Source organism: Faecalicatena faecalis (assembly GCF_012524165.2).
GTDB classification, from domain to species: domain Bacteria; phylum Bacillota; class Clostridia; order Lachnospirales; family Lachnospiraceae; genus Faecalicatena_A; species Faecalicatena_A faecalis.
In genome coordinates this window covers 1-16,047 of sequence record NZ_JABACJ020000014.1, presented here as the reverse complement: position 1 = coordinate 16,047, position 16,047 = coordinate 1, and the positions used below count along the sequence as shown (strand labels likewise).

At 42.6% G+C, this 16,047-nt stretch carries 16 protein-coding genes, 1 tRNA gene and 1 pseudogene; 3 read left to right on the top strand and 15 right to left on the bottom strand.

Translation table 11 applies throughout. The annotated features are described in order from the left end of the window. Nucleotides 1-70: 70 nt before the first annotated feature. The 9 genes from HGO97_RS14215 to HGO97_RS14175 all read right to left on the bottom strand — a co-directional run bounded on the left by HGO97_RS14215 (nt 71) and on the right by HGO97_RS14175 (nt 9,897). Nucleotides 71-2,092, bottom strand: a complete 2,022-nt coding sequence (locus HGO97_RS14215) for a peptidoglycan D,D-transpeptidase FtsI family protein (RefSeq protein WP_216242917.1) — start codon at nt 2,090-2,092, stop codon at nt 71-73. 11 nt (nt 2,093-2,103) lie between these two features. Then, nucleotides 2,104-2,643: a hypothetical protein gene (locus HGO97_RS14210; protein ID WP_216242916.1), complete on the bottom strand. Its 540-nt coding sequence runs from the start codon at nt 2,641-2,643 to the stop codon at nt 2,104-2,106. A gap of 83 nt (nt 2,644-2,726) precedes the next feature. Further along, the gene (gene rsmH, locus HGO97_RS14205) at nt 2,727-3,662 is read right to left on the bottom strand and encodes a 16S rRNA (cytosine(1402)-N(4))-methyltransferase RsmH (protein ID WP_216243105.1); all 936 of its coding nucleotides are present in this window, start codon (nt 3,660-3,662) and stop codon (nt 2,727-2,729) included. Nucleotides 3,663-3,699: 37 nt separating this feature from the next. After that, nucleotides 3,700-4,137 carry a division/cell wall cluster transcriptional repressor MraZ gene (gene mraZ / locus HGO97_RS14200; protein ID WP_216242915.1) on the bottom strand — a complete coding sequence of 146 codons (438 nt, stop codon included), beginning with the start codon at nt 4,135-4,137 and terminating at the stop codon, nt 3,700-3,702. Between the two features lie 829 nt (nt 4,138-4,966). Then, nucleotides 4,967-5,203: a hypothetical protein gene (locus HGO97_RS14195; RefSeq protein WP_216242913.1), complete on the bottom strand. Its 237-nt coding sequence runs from the start codon at nt 5,201-5,203 to the stop codon at nt 4,967-4,969. 55 nt (nt 5,204-5,258) lie between these two features. Further along, the gene (locus tag HGO97_RS14190) at nt 5,259-6,098 is read right to left on the bottom strand and encodes a DegV family protein (RefSeq protein ID WP_216242911.1); all 840 of its coding nucleotides are present in this window, start codon (nt 6,096-6,098) and stop codon (nt 5,259-5,261) included. Nucleotides 6,099-6,180: 82 nt separating this feature from the next. Next, entirely contained in the window at nt 6,181-7,386 is a 1,206-nt protein-coding gene (locus HGO97_RS14185) for an FtsW/RodA/SpoVE family cell cycle protein (protein ID WP_288862097.1), read from the bottom strand. Nucleotides 7,387-7,676: 290 nt separating this feature from the next. Then, the gene (gene asnB, locus HGO97_RS14180; RefSeq protein ID WP_216242909.1) at nt 7,677-9,557 is read right to left on the bottom strand and encodes an asparagine synthase (glutamine-hydrolyzing); all 1,881 of its coding nucleotides are present in this window, start codon (nt 9,555-9,557) and stop codon (nt 7,677-7,679) included. A 265-nt stretch (nt 9,558-9,822) separates the two neighbouring features. Beyond that, a tRNA-Pro gene (locus tag HGO97_RS14175) sits at nt 9,823-9,897 on the bottom strand. 109 nt (nt 9,898-10,006) lie between these two features. On the opposite strand from HGO97_RS14175, the gene HGO97_RS23800 reads away from it, so the two are divergent. The 3 genes and pseudogenes from HGO97_RS23800 to HGO97_RS14160 form a co-directional block, all read left to right on the top strand. After that, on the top strand, nt 10,007-10,603 hold the full coding sequence (locus HGO97_RS23800) for a spore coat associated protein CotJA (protein ID WP_246597456.1): 597 nt from the start codon (nt 10,007-10,009) through the stop codon (nt 10,601-10,603). Beyond that, nucleotides 10,600-10,869 carry a spore coat protein CotJB gene (locus HGO97_RS14165; RefSeq protein ID WP_216242907.1) on the top strand — a complete coding sequence of 90 codons (270 nt, stop codon included), beginning with the start codon at nt 10,600-10,602 and terminating at the stop codon, nt 10,867-10,869. The genes HGO97_RS23800 and HGO97_RS14165 overlap by 4 nt, the downstream gene beginning before the upstream one ends. A 3-nt stretch (nt 10,870-10,872) precedes the next feature. Continuing rightward, nucleotides 10,873-11,280 (top strand): annotated as a pseudogene (locus HGO97_RS14160) (manganese catalase family protein); the annotation flags it as partial. Nucleotides 11,281-11,363: 83 nt separating this feature from the next. Here the strand turns inward: HGO97_RS14160 and HGO97_RS14155 are convergent. The 6 genes from HGO97_RS14155 to HGO97_RS14130 all read right to left on the bottom strand — a co-directional run. Next, nucleotides 11,364-12,932, bottom strand: a complete 1,569-nt coding sequence (locus tag HGO97_RS14155; RefSeq protein WP_216242905.1) for a recombinase family protein — start codon at nt 12,930-12,932, stop codon at nt 11,364-11,366. 81 nt (nt 12,933-13,013) lie between these two features. Beyond that, entirely contained in the window at nt 13,014-13,157 is a 144-nt protein-coding gene (locus HGO97_RS14150; RefSeq protein WP_216242896.1) for a hypothetical protein, read from the bottom strand. 142 nt (nt 13,158-13,299) lie between these two features. After that, a complete protein-coding gene (locus HGO97_RS14145) occupies nt 13,300-14,289 on the bottom strand; it encodes a GGDEF domain-containing protein (protein WP_216242895.1) in 990 nt (329 codons plus the stop codon). 218 nt (nt 14,290-14,507) lie between these two features. After that, entirely contained in the window at nt 14,508-15,140 is a 633-nt protein-coding gene (locus HGO97_RS14140) for a DNA alkylation repair protein (protein ID WP_216242893.1), read from the bottom strand. A 79-nt stretch (nt 15,141-15,219) separates the two neighbouring features. Continuing rightward, nucleotides 15,220-15,402 carry a helix-turn-helix domain-containing protein gene (locus HGO97_RS14135; protein WP_216242891.1) on the bottom strand — a complete coding sequence of 61 codons (183 nt, stop codon included), beginning with the start codon at nt 15,400-15,402 and terminating at the stop codon, nt 15,220-15,222. A gap of 125 nt (nt 15,403-15,527) precedes the next feature. Then, nucleotides 15,528-16,047 (bottom strand): GNAT family N-acetyltransferase (locus HGO97_RS14130; RefSeq protein WP_216242889.1); only part of this gene is annotated, 520 nt, incomplete at its 5' end.

Genomic DNA, 16,047 nt, shown 5'->3' with positions numbered 1-16,047 from the left:
AACCTTACAAAAGATGTTTTTATAACATATTACATCTTTTGTAAGGTTATTCCATTTTTACAGATCCACGCTACTCTACCGGATCTTCGGATGCCCAATCCGAAAGGTCTGGGTTATAATTTTCATCAATATAGGCTCCATCCGGTTTATCATAATTATCATCTATGCTTGTTCCATTCTCCTCATTGCCGCTCTGCTGTTGTAGCTGGTCAGTCGGCACCGCACCCTGGGTCGTTCCCGTATAGCCTTCCATCGTTGTGATATTCAGATATGGGAATGCCTGAGACATAATCTTCTTAGAAAGATCGAGTACATAGGAGCTGGTTCCCTGGTCCTCTACATTTGCCTCGTCAATCACAACATAAACTACCACCTCTGGATTTTCCTGTGGAGCATAACCGATGAAGGAAAGAACATACTTTTCATTTCCACGGGGAAGCTTTTCTGCTGTACCAGTCTTTCCTCCGATATCATAGCCTTCCACGTTGGCACTCTGTCCCGTTCCGCTTGTCATTACGGCCTTCATGTATTCCTTCACCTTGGTTGATGTCTCCGCAGAAATTGTTTTCTTAAGGAGGACCGGATCCTTTGTCTCAACCACTTTGCCGCTCTCATCCTGTATCTGCTTCACCACATGCGGCTCATAATAATTTCCTCCGTTAATTAAGGAAGAAAACGCAGCCGTCATCTGTGTCATCGTCACATTGAAGCCCTGACCAAAGGAGCTCGTCGCAAGCTCAGCCGGATTCAACTGCTCTTCTGTATAAAGCAGGGACGCTGTTGACGCCTCGCCCGGCAGGTCAATTCCGGTATATTCCCCAAATCCGAAAATATGCTGATAACGGCTAAAATCTTTCGCACCTATGGCCTCTACCATGTGCATCAGCGCCACATTACAGGAATTCGCAACCGCCTGTTCGATGTTCTCGGGTCCATGCCCTGACTTCAAATGGCATGAAATATCATAATCACCAACATGCAGATAACCGCCGCAGACATAAGTCTCATTCCCTTTTAAGGCTCCGGTCTCCAGACCTGTCGCCACAGTAAACGGCTTTGCCGTTGACCCTGGTTCAAATGCGTCACTGACGCAGAAATTCCTCCACAGCTCATTCAGAGCTTCCAGTTTTTCGTCGTCTGTCATCTCTTTTAATTTTTCCTTTGGATAAATAGCTGACAGATCCCTGGGCTTATTCAGATTGAAATTGGGATAAGAAGCCTCTGCAAGAATCTCACCCGTATTCGGGTTCATGATCATGACTGCTGTATTCTTACTTCCCGGCTCTCCTTCTCTGGCCTCGCCCGCATGCTCATCATTAAACTCCTTGATGCATTTCTCTACGATGCTCTGCAATGTCACATCGATGGTCGTGACTACCGTATTTCCGTTTTTTGGGGGCTTCACAGTACGCTCCGCATTGGAGGCATCGTCAAAATATCCATATTCCCGACCGTCTGTTCCGTTCAGAATACTGTTATATGCACTTTCGATTCCAATGGAGCCTTCATTTCCAGAAACCGTAAATCCAATCACATCACTGGCCAGTTCATTATAAGGATATGTCCTTTGATAATCATCCTCCAGCCAGATTCCTTTGACATTCGGATACTTTTGGGTATTCTTTTCTATCTTCTGGAACTTTTGTGCTTTCTCATACGATACCCCTTTTGCCAAAATCTCATACCTGCTCTTTGGATTCTCCTTGATTCGTTCCCTCACATCCGATTCCTTGATTCCAAAGACATCGGACAATACCTCGATGGTCGGATCGATATAATCCTTGTCGGAGGTCAGAACGACCACATCCAGAATCACATTATAGACTCTCTGACTGATCGCGATCTTTGTCCCATTGCGGTCCACAATATCTCCACGCTTATAAGGAATGACCCTGTTGTCATATTCCTGCTGGTCAAGCACGATCTTCGTATAGCGTTCCCCCTTGGAGGCATTGATATATGTGATTCTTCCTACAAGAACAACAAAAGCCAGTATAATTGCCATGAATAGCATTACCAGCTTTTTTTGCATCCTTTTCGGAAATTTTTTAGTTAAAAATTCAAATCTGTTCTTCTTTTTACGCTTTGCCATATTCGTTGTCCTTACTCAGATGCATCCTTTGATTTGGCCAGAACTCCATCGGACGGAATATCATTATACTGCTTCACATAGTCACTGGTAGGGCTTTCATACTCCACCACGTTCCCCTGGGAAGCATAGACCATTCCCATCTCGTTCATCGCCTTGTCGCGGATCTCTTCCAGATTCACAGAATCCTCTGCTGCATTATATGCGGTATCATTCTGTTCTGTTAAATCTGCGAGCTCTTCCTGCAATGCAGAAATACTTTCTGACCTGCTCACCATATCCGACTGAAGCTTCAGATATGCAACACAGATCAAAACTGCACAAGCCGCTGCAATGGCTAAAAACACCGTATATGCAGGACTCATATTCATTGCACGTTTTCTGTTTCTGCGCACCTGTCGGCTTGTCCTGACTGGACGCTCCGGCTGTGCGGCTGATTTTCTCTTTGGCAGAACTTCCGGCTTTGGTACGGTATTCCCATAAACATATGCCTGTCTATAGCTGCTTCTATTGTATGATTGTCTGTTTCCAAAAGCTTGTCTTCTTGCAGCCATTCGTCTGCCCCTTTCTTAAAACTTAGTTCCGCCGGGCTCTCCCCTTCCCGACGGATCATTTATCTTGTATACTCCTTTTTTGCTTATGCACGTTCAAAAATTCTAAGCTTTGCGCTCTTCGAACGGCTGTTATGTTCCAACTCTTCCGCGCTTGGAAGGATTGGCTTCTTTGTGATTACTTTTCCCTTCGAAACGTTCCCGCATACACATACCGGAAAATTCTTCGGACAGATACATGGATCTTCATTCTTTCTGAAAGAACTCTTCACGATCCGGTCCTCCAATGAATGGAATGTGATAATGCAAAGTCTTCCTCCGGGATTCAGTAAATCGATCATAGTATCCAGGGTGTCCCTCAGAACATCTAACTCATGGTTCAGTTCGATGCGGATTGCCTGGAATGTCCTCTTGGATGGATGCCCCGATGTCTTCTGAATCTTCATCGGGATGGCCCTTGAAATCACTTCGTTCAACTGGCCTGTTGTTTCAATCGGGCCTTTTTCGCGTTCCATTACGATGTGCTTTGCGATATTCTTCGCAAAACGGTCTTCCCCGTAATCACGGATCACACGAAAAAGGTCCGCTTCACTATAGTCATTGACAATGTCCCTGGCAGTCATCTTCTGTCTCTGATCCATCCTCATGTCCAACGGGGCATCTGCGCGATAGGAAAAACCTCGTTCTGCCGTATCCAACTGGTAAGATGATACGCCCAGATCAAGTACGATCCCATCGACCTTGTCAATGCCTATCTCATGGAGCCTCGGCTTCATATCACAATAATTGCTCCTGATTATTGTAACTCTCTCCCCGAAGTCGAGTAATCGGGCACTGGCCGCTTCAATTGCGGCAGCGTCCTGGTCTATTCCTATAAAACTCCCCTTGCTGTTTAAGCGCTTACACACTTCGTAGGCATGTCCGCCTCCTCCGAGTGTAGCATCAACGTAAATCCCATCTGGCTTGACTGCCAGACCGTCTACAGTTTCCTCAAGTAAAACTGATGTGTGCTTGAATGCCATAAAATCCTCCATCTGCTTATTGAAGCTTCCATCACTTTTAGATTCTGATTCCAATTGCCTCCATACGTTCGGCAATTGCATCCAGATCCTCTTCGCTGACCATGCTTCTCTCTTCCCAAAGTGCTTTATCCCAGATTTCAACGCGGTCCTGAACTCCCACTAGGACAACATCTTTTTCCAGATTCGCCGCTTTTCTCAGAGAAGGTGGTACCAATACTCTCCCCTGCTTGTCAAAGCTGCCTTCTGAAGCACTTCCGAAGAAATAACGCTTGAATATTCTGGCATCTTTATTCATACGTGGTAAGGTCTCCAGTTCAGCAACGAATTTGTTCCATTCGTCCATAGAGTACACAAAGAGACAGCCCTCCAAGCCATTACAGATTACGAAACTATCTCCCAAATCGTCTCGTAACTTGGCTGGGATAATAAGTCGGCCTTTTTCATCGATTGTGTGATTAAACTCCCCTAATAACATCCGGAACCCCTTCTCCTAGTGAGGTTCTCCACTTTTCACCCCACTTTGTGCCACTATCTACCACTTCCTACCACTTGCCTCCATTGTAAACCACCCTTTCCCCATTTTCAAGTGTTTTTTCAAAAAAATTTCTGGCGGGAGAAGTGGGAGGGATGTGGGAAGGGGCGCCGCAGGAAGCGGGGACAGGGGGATTTGGGGGCTGGTTTGCGTTGGAAAGTGGGACTAAGGGGGAAAAGGTGGAAAATCGGGACAACCTTGACACTGTGCCCAAAATCTGATGATTTTGCACCCAGGGTCAAGGAAAAAATGTGATTCGGTATCACATTTTTTATCCCGATTTTCCACCTTTTCCCCCTAAGTCCCACTAACCGCGCAAGATGCCCCCAAATCCCCCTGTCCCCGCTTCCCGCGGCTAGGTTCATCCAACGGGTTCCGCCGCTTCCCCCGGTGGGGGAAATTGGCGGGGGTGAGTGGGGAGGTTTTTGTAACTTGGAAATATTGTGGAGATGGGTGGGGAATTTTTATAACCTAGGGGTGGCGGTGGGGGTGAGTGGGGGATTTTTTTAATCTGTGGAGGCAAGTGGGGGACAATTTAGGATTTTTTCTTTTTTTCTCTTGTTTTTCTTATGGATTTAGATATGGATATGGGAACCGGACCCAAAAAGGACTTGTTTTCTTCTTTGAAAGCTTGAAAAAAGCAGGGGCAAAGTCTTGATTTGAAATCACGGCTTTGCCCCTGTCTCTTTTCTTTTCTATTATTGCAAATCTAAATTCACATATCTGCTCCCAATACGGCTTCTGTACACTGTCAGGTGAACTTTACCTGGTTCTACTGGGATAAACTGTTCAGGTAATTATTTACTGCATCATAATTGACCTCTGCTACTGGTCTTTCCTGTTTTGACTCATGTGTCTTATATGCGGAAAATCCCAGCCAGCCTACTAATGCAAGCGCTGCTAAGGTGAGGACCGTTTTACGTACAACACTCATGATGCGCTGCTTTTTGATGATCTTTTTTCTATTGGCTTTCTCTTGTTTATAGCGTTCTACTTTTTCCTGGCTCATTTTTCAAACTCCTTCGTGCTCTGATGTTCTACTGAACATTTTATCACAAAGTTTTCTATACCACAACTATTATTCCGCCATCATTGGCATACATGGTACTGATTCCTGCCGTATCTATGATGAAGCTGGCCTTGAATTTGGCTTTGGAAAGAAGTGTCTTCTGGACTTCAAGAGCCCTCTCTTTGCAGTTGCAGTGAGAAATCGCCAGAATCTTCTCCTCGGAATTCTCCAAATCATCGATGATATGGTCCGTCATCTTCATTAATGCCTTCTTCATACCACGCGCCTGTCCTAGTTGACAGATAATCCCTTCCGGCTTAGCGCCCATGACTGGCTTGATATTCAAAGCACTTGCGACAAGTGCTTTGATTCCTGTCAATCTTCCGTTCTTTTTCAAGGTGTCTAAAGTCTCAAGTACAAAGTAAGTGTGCTGGGATTCAATATATTTTTCCACAGTATCGACTACTTCCTGAAAACTCATACCTGCTTCTTCACATTCCTGAATCTTCAGTCCGATCAATGTCTCACCGATGGATGCAGAACAGGAATTGAAAACATAAATATCCCTCTTTCCATATTCCTCTTCGTAAAGCTTACGTCCTAATTCCGCGCTGTTGTAAGATCCGCTCAACTCAGCAGATAATGTCACAGCATATACATGCTCTGCATCACAATGATAACTCTCCATATATTCTTCCGGGGACGGACAGGATGACTTCGGGCACTCTGCACTTGCCGCAACACGTTTCAGGAAATCAGCCTGATCAAATGTCTCATCATCGACAATGCGTACACCGTCGACCTCCATACTCAGCGATGCAGTCTCAAATAGTCCGCTTGCCTTCATCTCCTCCGTTAATTCTCCACAGCTGTCCACAATTACTTTATAACTCATACTATATCCTCCTACACTACACTTAGTGCATTCCGCATCTATTATATGTAGTTTTAAATACTACATACTAATATAACACACTTTAATTCGTATGAAAAGAGTTTTCTTCTATTTTAATTTTCCTGGATATTCCTAATGCAATTCCCATCTCCGTCATCAAAAATAGAATCGAAGTTCCTCCATAACTGATGAACGGCAATGTGATACCTGTCGTCGGAATCAGATTCGTTACTACGGCGATATTTAGGATGACCTGAAGTGCAATATGCGCAAAGATCCCGGTCGCAATCAGCGAACCATACATATCCGGCGCGTTCCTTGCGATGAACATCAGGCGGTATAATAAAAGCCCGAACAGGACCAGTATCACGATTGCTCCAAATACTCCGAGTTCTTCACAGACGATCGTCAGGATCATGTCGTTCTGTACCTCCGGGATGACGCCCAGTTTCTGGGTACTGTTTCCAAGGCCCTTGCCCCAGAAACCGCCCGAACCGATTGCGTACAGTCCCTGCATAACCTGAAAACCGCCCTTATCTGCATGGTTCTCCGGGTCCAGCCAGGTAATGATTCTTCGAAGTCGGAAGTTCTCACTCGTTGTAATCGTCGCTGCCATAATTGAGACACCCACGACTGCGATTACCGCAGCTGCTCCTGCAATTGCCAGGAATGGTTTTGTCTTGGGATGTGCTACAAAAAACAGAATACAGGTTATGGCGAATACAATGATCGCGGTACTGAGGTTCTCCGTCAAGAACATAACGCCGCCGGCTGCAACAAGCCCGAACGCCATGATCCGCACCATGCCTTCCCTTGTATTGATCTGCTTTCCCATTCTGCATATCTCATATGAGATAAATAAAATCACAGCGATCTTCGTAATCTCTGACGGCTGGAGCGTCATATTTCCCGGAAGCTGTATCCAGCGTCTTGCCCCATAAATTTCAATGCCTAGAGGGGTCTTTACCAACGCCATCATGACCATTGCGAATATGTAACATTCAAATGCGAATGCTCCATAAACATGATAATCAATCTTCGAAACTATGAACATGATTCCAAAGCTCAAAACACTGATGATCGCCTGCTTTGTAAAATAATACATATCGTTCTGAAAATCGGCCTGTGCGCTGTATGCACTTGTACTATACAGCATCACTAATCCGAAACATGTCAGAAATATAATCACAAGCAGCAGATCATAGTCGAAATATGCCGTCCCTGCCTTGGAACGTCTCTTTCGACTGCTGCCTGTTGTTGGCTGCGGAGCAGGCGGAATCCCCCTCATGGGCCGTGTATGGTCCATATTCCTGCTTCTGCTCTTCACAGCCGGTGTACTGCGCCTTGGTCTGACACTGCTTTTGACATTGCCCCTGGCGCTATTGATCGGCCTCACCTTTCCATCTGATGAAACAGTCCGTTCCTGCCTCTTGCTGTGGATCGGCCTCACTGTTCTGCTTCTCATAGTATCTCCCCTGTCTATTAAGCAGACATGCGTAATCTGCTTGCTCTTAAATCCAGGCCGCTTAGCGGCTTTTGTTCTATTTCCTGTCCCTTTTGTAAATGTCCCTCTGGATGTTATCTTACATTCATCGCTGGATGGACAGGCTTCCCATGCTCAAAGAACCGATCATACCACACAAGGAAAATGTACACAGTCCATATTTTCCTGCTGTTATCTGTCTTCTCATTCGTATTCTTCCCATTCTTATGATCATCCAGCATCTTCACGAGCAGTTCTGTATTGAAAAACTTCTTTGCTGCTTCTGACTGAAACATCTCTTTTACGATCTGATAATACTTCTCTTCTTTCAACCAGACACGAATCGGTATCGGGAATCCCAGCTTCTTCTTCTCTGCTGTCTTACTTCTGATTACCTTTTCTGCTGCACCGCGCAGGGCAACCTTTGTCTTCGGTGCACGGACTTTATAATCTAATGGAAGCGTCTCAGCCAGCTCCAGTACCTTTTTATCCAAAAATGGGACACGCACTTCCAGTGAGTTCGCCATTCCCATCTTGTCGCCCTTCATCAGGATATCATGCACAAGCCAGAGATGCAGATCGACATACTGCATCTTCGTGACAGAATCTTTGCCCTTTACCCGTTCATATAACGGACGGGTCACTTTTTGTATGCCCGGCTTGCAGCCCTTTTTCAAAATCTTATCAGCCTCACGTTCTGTAAAAATATTGGTCGCATTTGCAAAGTAACGCTCCTCCAGCGTCTTCCCATGGCGCATCAGGAAGCCGCGCCCCTTCATGCCGCGCGGCAGGCAGTATTCTGCAAATTTGCCCATCACTCTGCGCAGAGGCATTGGAATCTTGTTGAAGCCTGTATGCTCCAGGGGTTCACAATAGATGTTGTATCCACCGAACAACTCGTCCGAACCTTCTCCTGATAAAACGACCTTCACCTTCTTAGATGCCTCTTCACTCAGGAAATAAAGTGCGATTGCCGCTGGGTCTGCAACTGGCTCATCCATATAATACTGGATATCTGACAATTTGTCCCAATATTCCTCCGGTGTGATGACCTTTGCGTCATTCTGCATATTGATACTCGCAGCAAATTCCTTTGCATCCTGAATCTCACTATATTTTCCTTCATCAAATCCGACCGTAAAGGTGTGATCGACCTGACCTAAATAAGTCAAATAACTGGAATCCACACCGCTTGACAGATAGGATGCGACTTCCACATCACTGATCTTATGCTTTTCCACGGACTCCTTCATCACGCGTTCCACGTCATCCACCACTTCTTCAAATGATTTCTTGCTGTCTCCGGTAAAATGTGGTTCGAAATACCTGGATATATTCATCTCTCCATTTTCATAGGTAAAATAGTGTCCCGGCTGCAGACAGAATACACCCTTAAAAAAGGTCTCATTGGTCGGAACAAACTGGAAGGAGAGGTAATTTCCCAGGGCAGCCTCATTGAACACCTTGTCAAATTTCGGATGCTCCATAAAAGACTTGATCTCTGAACCAAACATCAGTGTTCCGTTCATCTGCGCATAATATAAGGGCTTGATTCCAAAGATATCTCTCGCAGCAAACAGTCTTTTCCTTTTTGTGTCCCAGATCGCAAAGGCATACATTCCGCGAAGACGGTCTACCAGTCCTTCTCCCCACTCCTCAAATCCATGAATCAGCGTCTCAGAGTCTGTGTTAGAAACAAATGTATGTCCTGCCTCAACTAATTCTTTTCTAAGGTCCTGATAATTGTAAATCTCTCCATTGAATACAAGGACCATGCTTCTATCTTCATTATATAGCGGCTGGTCTCCGACAGAAGAAAGATCAATGATACTTAAACGCCTGAATCCCAGTGCTGCATCTTCATCTACATATCTTCCCTCACTGTCCGGTCCACGGTGAACGATCGTGTTCATCATATTAACCAAAACCTGTTCTCTATCTTCAACTTCGCCTACAAATCCTGCAAATCCACACATAAAATGATATCTCCTTTAACAATCGCCTTTTATAAATTACAGTGTTCCCCCCATTGGCAGTCACATGTAAAAAGGTGTGTCATACATAACTTGCCCTTAATTATAGCTTTTTTTACATGCAAAAACAACTTTTTTAGAAAAAAGCAAATTTATGCTCATTGGGCTTATGATGTACAATAAATGTGCTCATTGGCCGTTCGCAATCCAATAAGATATACCCTTTTACAAAAGAAAAGCAGTGCTTCATATGCACTGCCTCTCTGCATCGGGGTGACAGGATTCGAACCTGCGACCTCACGGCCCCCAGCCGTGCGCTCTAACCAAACTGAGCCACACCCCGCCTTTGCCTCTCCTATTATATATAACTTTTGCCAAAATGTAAAGTGGAACCTTTTTATTTTTCTCCCATACTATATTAATGTAAATGTCAATGGAAGGAGATATCGCAAATGGCGAATTATCAAAACAATATGCGTTATGGCAGACAGATGAATTCCAATAACGGTCGACGCAATATGCCCGGCAATATGAATGACGGCTGTTGTAACCCAGCTGATAACAATAACAACCGCCGTAATGCCGCTGACAACAATGCATGCCGCAGCATGCCTGCTAATAACAATAATAGCTGCCGCAACATGCCTTCCGGTAATAACCGTATGGCTGACAGCCGTCGGCCGGCACCTAAGCCGGTTAATGACTGTGGAAGATGCGGTCAGGAATCTGGATGTCACACACCAGAACCTTGTAATAACGACTGCAATCCAAGAGTACGCAGTTCTATGGAGGAGCGCAGAGGTATGGAAAATCGAAAATCTATGGAGGTCCGCAGAGGCATGGAAGAACGGCCCTGCGAATGTGAAACGCCCAGACATAAAAACTGTGGCTGCCACTTCGACCCATTGGAAGACTTCGCACTGGCTATGGCTTATGTTCCGTGGCAGAGATGGCAGAATTTATTCGAACCATGCAAGGCCCTGCAGTGTGGTACAATTTTTGAAGACCTTTCCAAACCATTTTATGGAAAAGGAGGCTGCAATCGATGAGTGAACGTCCTTGTAAAAAAGATCTGCTGAATAAAATTAATATGGTCAGCTTCGCAGTAGATGATGTCAAACTTTTCCTTGACACCCATCCATGCGATGAAGAAGCCCTTGCTTATTTCCGCGAATTCAGCCGCATGAGAAATGAAGCATTAAAAGAATATGCTGCGAACTTTGGCCCGCTTACCGTTGATACTGCTGTCTATTCCTGCTCTGATGTATGGAATTGGACCGATGAGCCATGGCCGTGGCAGGAAGGAGGATGTTAATATATGTGGTGTTATGAAAAAAGATTGCAGCATCCAATAAAAATCACGCAGACCAATCCGAAGATCGCACAGATCATCATCTCACAGTTCGGCGGTCCTGATGGGGAACTCGCAGCTTCCATGAGATATCTTTCCCAGAGATATACCATGCCTTATAAAGAGGTTACTGGAATCCTGACAGATATCGGAACTGAAGAGCTTGCTCACATGGAAATGGTTTGTACCATCGTCTATCAGCTTACGAAAAACCTGACGCCGGAAGAAATCGAGAAATCCGTTTTCGGAACGTATTATGTAGACCATACACTGGCTCTCTGGCCGCAGGCCGCAAGCGGAACTCCATGGACCGCAGCCTACATTCAGTCCAAGGGAGATCCGATCACAGATCTTCATGAAGATATGGCGGCAGATGGTGCAACTGTGTAAGAACAACAATGAGTATTTAAAAGATGTTCTTGATAATCTGGTGTCCAATATACCAGACTATCAAGAACCTAGAAATTCCAGTGTATTTCAATAGGCACTTCTTTTGTAACAGGGTCTTTTTTTCCAACTAATATATAGTCAATCAGCTTTTCAACGATTTCCCTATTTAAGTGTTCAAGATTGGTGTATTGCTCGATTAACTGACGTCTGTTATCGCCAGCTTGTATCTTTCTTTCAATAACGCCAAGCTGTTTTTGCTTATCAATCACCAGTTTTTCAAGCCTTTCTTTTTGAATAGAGAAGTCTTTGGATAAATCCAAATAGTCCTGTTCTGACAAGATACCCTTAACCTTATCTAAATACAACTCACGGATACCTTTGGTATATTCTGCAATCTTACTTTGATATGCAGCAATTTCCTCTTTCAGAGCCTTCTGATTTCCTCTTGCATTACTGCTAAAGGTTACGCTTTGTTCCAGTTCATCCTTATCCAGATATTCGGCAGACAGCTTATTGATTTCTGTAATCACCGCCTGTTCCAACTTAAGTACAGAGATAAAAGAACCAATACAAGCGTCTTTAGAAACGTGGCGGCTGGAACATCCTAAATATCGTCTGCCATCAGACTGTTTATTAGAACGCATTACATAACCGCAGTTCATACAGCGGGCTTTTTTTGCGAATAATCCGATTGTACCAACTGTAAATGGTTTTGCCTTTTGGGCGATCAGCGCTTGCACCTTATCCCATAATTCACGGTCAATGATCGGTTCGTGCGTACCCTCAACAATGTACCACTCACTTTTAGGACGTGGTTTATTTTGTTTTGTCTTGTAAGACACGCTCCCATATTTTCCCTGTACCATATTGCCAATATAAATTTCATTTACCAGCATATCGGAAATAGCATAATATTTCCATAGGGTACTGTTCTTTCCTTTGGGTGTTCGCCAGCGTAAACCATGAAGCCGCTTGTATTCCGTTGGATTGGGAATCCCCCGGTCATTCAGCATACGGGCAATGGCAGTTTTGCCATAGCCTTGTGAAAACAATGTAAAAACTTCTCTGACAACCTGTGCAGCTTCTTCATCAATAATCAAGTGCCCCTTTATATCTGGGTCTTTTTTGTAACCGTAGAGAGCAAATGCCCCAATGTGGTGACCGTTTTTTCTTCGGTCTGTCAGCACGCTCTTGATATTCTCCGACATATCCTCTAAGTACCATTCGTTCACCAGACCGTTAATCTGCCTTGATTTCTTATTCCCTTTATTTGCGGTATCTGCATTATCAACAATACTAATGAATCGAATACCCCAGATGGGAAATAGGCCGTGGATATATTTTTCCACCAATTCAAGCTCTCTGGTAAATCTGGATTGAGTCTTACATAAGACAATATCAAATTTACGGTCTTTTGCGTCATTCAATAACTTGTTGAACTCTGGTCGTCGTCGGTCAGAACCAGTGTAATCATCATCACTGTAAATATTGTAGACTTCCCACCCTTGTTCTAAAGTATATTGAAGCAGCATAGACTTTTGATTTTGAATACTGTTACTGTCGTCTGTTTCTGATTGTTTGTTTCTATCTTCTTCTGATAAGCGGCAATATATAGCAACCCTTGACTTATTCATCATGTTTTGTTCTCCTTTTCAGAGAAGACAAAACAAACTATCACTGCTGATGTTATTATAACATTTTGCAGGATAGTTCGTCTATCATCTGGCAGGAGTAGGCTGCCCCTTACTTTTTTCAAATTGGTTTATCAATTCTATCCATTTCAGAGTAAATATTTTTTGCAAAGCCGCCGTATCACTATTCTTAAAAACATTCTTGCAAACTACCTTTGCTTCATTTGCCATGAAACCACCTCACTACACTATATTTACAAAGTATGCAAAAATGCTTGTACATTATGAAAAAATTTGTCTATTAAATAAGAAGTAATCAGATGGCTTTGGAAAGCTGAAATGAGGTGGTAGGACACTCCCGAATACCATAGCATTATTTAGTGTGTTTATCCATTTGTGGTTCATAAAAACTGCAGCCACTTTTTCCGTTTCTTTTTGTTTCATACAACGCACAATCCGCATGATGAAACAGTTCCTTTGAATATCCACGTGTAGAAAAATCGACTCCTACTGATAATGATACAGGCGGCAGCTTATCAATCGGATTTTTCAATCTATCGTTTATCTGTTTGATTTTTCTTGTTATGAAGTCTTTCTTATCATATGTTAAATTATTCAATATTATGGCAAACTCGTCTCCTCCGATTCTGGCCACAATATCCGATGAACGGAATGAACTGTTAAGAATCTTTGACGTTTTCGATAGTATTTTATCTCCGATTTCATGTCCATAGGTATCATTAACGGATTTGAAAGAATCCACATCCACAAGAGCAAAGGCCAGTGGAAACTGCTCATTTTCAAGAAGATACGTCACATTATCAAAGCCTCTTCTATTTAGAATGCCAGTCAAAGCATCGTGTTCTGCTCTATACTTCATCACCTCTTCCGCACGCAAAGATTCAAACAAATTATCATTGAGTTCATTTGTCAATTCTTTATTGAAAATAAGCCCATACACTCGCCCCAGCTTGATTAACGCCTCTTTTTCCTCTTCAGACCATATGTGCTTTTCGAATTGCTGAAAACCAATGGAACCATCATATATCTGATTATTACATCGGACATATCCATAATGGAGTACATTATTTGAAATGGCATACTGTTCCGAATCCTGCACATTATAACCACATATACGCTGATTATCGTACATATGGATCGCATCTTCATATGCGTCCGGAGGAAGCTGAATCACCTGCCCTACTGTATTATATTCTGGTTTACTAACACTCATAAATCGAAATACAAACTCTCTTTCAAGAGAAATCTTCTCTAGCGTATACACAACATCTAACTGAAAACTCTCCCTGATATTATTCAATAATTCCTGAAATGCACTTCCATCCAGATTATCCTCTTCCATCAATGTGATCATAAATTTCTTTATAAATTCGTCTATTCTGGTTACCATATTTATAAGTTCTCCCCCCAATTCATGTTTCCATCTCGGAAAATTCTAATTTGTTCTTTCTACAACATTATACCATCTATTTCCTTTACAGCCTATCGTTTTTATTCTCTATTGTATGGAAACAAGATATGAGGGCGTTATTGATGGCATACTCAAAGTTTCCCAGGTTTTCATCCTCCTAGTTTATCTAAATATTTATGTGCTAATTTATATACTTGCTGAATTTTTTTATTCGATAAATCCCAAGAAAATAGTTCTTGTTCAATCAGTTCTCTATGTTTTTTGCTTATATCTCGTAGGGCATTTCCTACCGATTTCCTAACATACAAACTATTGTCCTCTTTCAGACTTGATAAAATTGAAATCGCAATCTGTGGATGTTCCGAAAAAAACGGTCTACTTGTCCATACTCGTAATCCCTCTGTTACAGCTCGACGATTATTATGGTTATCACTGGATATCCATTCATTTATAATCTGTAATGAATTTTCATATCCAATTGACTTGCAATAAGCATCAAATGCCATAGCTAATACCTCTTGAACCCTCCAATCTGGATGTTGAGAAACAGTGTCTTTTAAAAAAAGAACCGCAGCAGCACTTTGATGAGCTATATATCCACAGAGAAATACGGATATTTCTTGAATCTGAAAATATGTGGATTTCCATGATTCACAGGCAAACTGCCAGCAGTCTTCCAGACTATGGGTTTTGTAAAATTCTTGCGCATACTTTCTTATGAGTGGCAAATTTTCTCTTTTGGCTAAAGACATTTCTAATTCTTGAATTTCTGACCTATACATATTAACCCTCCTTTCACTTTAATAGATGATAATCCTAAATTCATTAAGGCAGATAGTTCTTAGCCACTTCTTGATAGATTTAGGGTTTTAAGAGTTTCAAATGAAATCTTTTATCCTCTGGTTTTTTTGCATCTTCTGGAATAGCCCACGAATGACCAAATCGTATAACGCCCTCTATTCTATTTTCAATACATAACTTTTGAATACGCCTTTCTGATAAATGCCATTTCTCTGCAAATTCTTCTACTGTTAAATATTTCATTATAAACCTCCCCATATGGTAATAGACGGTAAAACGAACAATATACCAATTTAATATTACAGTAAAATAAGCCAACAGATGTACATAAACTGTCGGCTTAAAAAGGTGTTCAATAGTCTATTACATTATTGCATAGACATTATATCACTTTTCAGTAATCCATATAAATAATAATCGCAGTAGGTATTCACCATCTTACCCTGTCTAATATGTCCCTCTCTCATGAATCCGGCTTTTTCCATGGTTTTGTAAGACGCATGATTTAGTATATGCACATCACTCCACAACCGTTGTAATTCTGTGTTTTTAAAACAGAATTGAACAACACCTGTCAATGCTTCTGCCATTAAATCATTTCCTTGATAAGCCGGGGAAAGGCGAAAGGCAACTTTTGCCATCCTATTATTTTCAATAAGATAAACCCACATTTCACCAATTACTTTATTATCATTTTTATAAACGATACCCCAGTGAAAACTTTTTGTTGGTTTTTCTTGTTTTTCAAATAATAGCTCTGGCTGTTTTTCACCCTTAGTGTTATTGCCCGAATAAATTAGCAATCTTATGCTACACTTGATTGTCTCTGAAATGACCATTATACTGTCAATGAAGTATAAAAAGAAAGGGTTCCAGAGACCCTCCCTG

Excerpts from the sequence above, each read along its gene's own strand:
- HGO97_RS14215 (WP_216242917.1), bottom strand. The coding sequence starts at position 2,092 with ATGGCAAAGCGTAAAAAGAAGAACAGATTTGAATTTTTAACTAAAAAA.
- HGO97_RS14210 (WP_216242916.1), bottom strand. The coding sequence starts at position 2,643 with ATGGCTGCAAGAAGACAAGCTTTTGGAAACAGACAATCATACAATAGA.
- rsmH (WP_216243105.1), bottom strand. The coding sequence starts at position 3,662 with ATGGCATTCAAGCACACATCAGTTTTACTTGAGGAAACTGTAGACGGT.
- mraZ (WP_216242915.1), bottom strand. The coding sequence starts at position 4,137 with ATGTTATTAGGGGAGTTTAATCACACAATCGATGAAAAAGGCCGACTT.
- HGO97_RS14195 (WP_216242913.1), bottom strand. The coding sequence starts at position 5,203 with ATGAGCCAGGAAAAAGTAGAACGCTATAAACAAGAGAAAGCCAATAGA.
- HGO97_RS14190 (WP_216242911.1), bottom strand. The coding sequence starts at position 6,098 with ATGAGTTATAAAGTAATTGTGGACAGCTGTGGAGAATTAACGGAGGAG.
- HGO97_RS14185 (WP_288862097.1), bottom strand. The coding sequence starts at position 7,386 with ATGAGGGGGATTCCGCCTGCTCCGCAGCCAACAACAGGCAGCAGTCGA.
- asnB (WP_216242909.1), bottom strand. The coding sequence starts at position 9,557 with ATGTGTGGATTTGCAGGATTTGTAGGCGAAGTTGAAGATAGAGAACAG.
- HGO97_RS23800 (WP_246597456.1), top strand. The coding sequence starts at position 10,007 with ATGGCGAATTATCAAAACAATATGCGTTATGGCAGACAGATGAATTCC.
- HGO97_RS14165 (WP_216242907.1), top strand. The coding sequence starts at position 10,600 with ATGAGTGAACGTCCTTGTAAAAAAGATCTGCTGAATAAAATTAATATG.
- HGO97_RS14155 (WP_216242905.1), bottom strand. The coding sequence starts at position 12,932 with ATGATGAATAAGTCAAGGGTTGCTATATATTGCCGCTTATCAGAAGAA.
- HGO97_RS14150 (WP_216242896.1), bottom strand. The coding sequence starts at position 13,157 with ATGGCAAATGAAGCAAAGGTAGTTTGCAAGAATGTTTTTAAGAATAGT.
- HGO97_RS14145 (WP_216242895.1), bottom strand. The coding sequence starts at position 14,289 with ATGGAAGAGGATAATCTGGATGGAAGTGCATTTCAGGAATTATTGAAT.
- HGO97_RS14140 (WP_216242893.1), bottom strand. The coding sequence starts at position 15,140 with ATGTATAGGTCAGAAATTCAAGAATTAGAAATGTCTTTAGCCAAAAGA.
- HGO97_RS14135 (WP_216242891.1), bottom strand. The coding sequence starts at position 15,402 with ATGAAATATTTAACAGTAGAAGAATTTGCAGAGAAATGGCATTTATCA.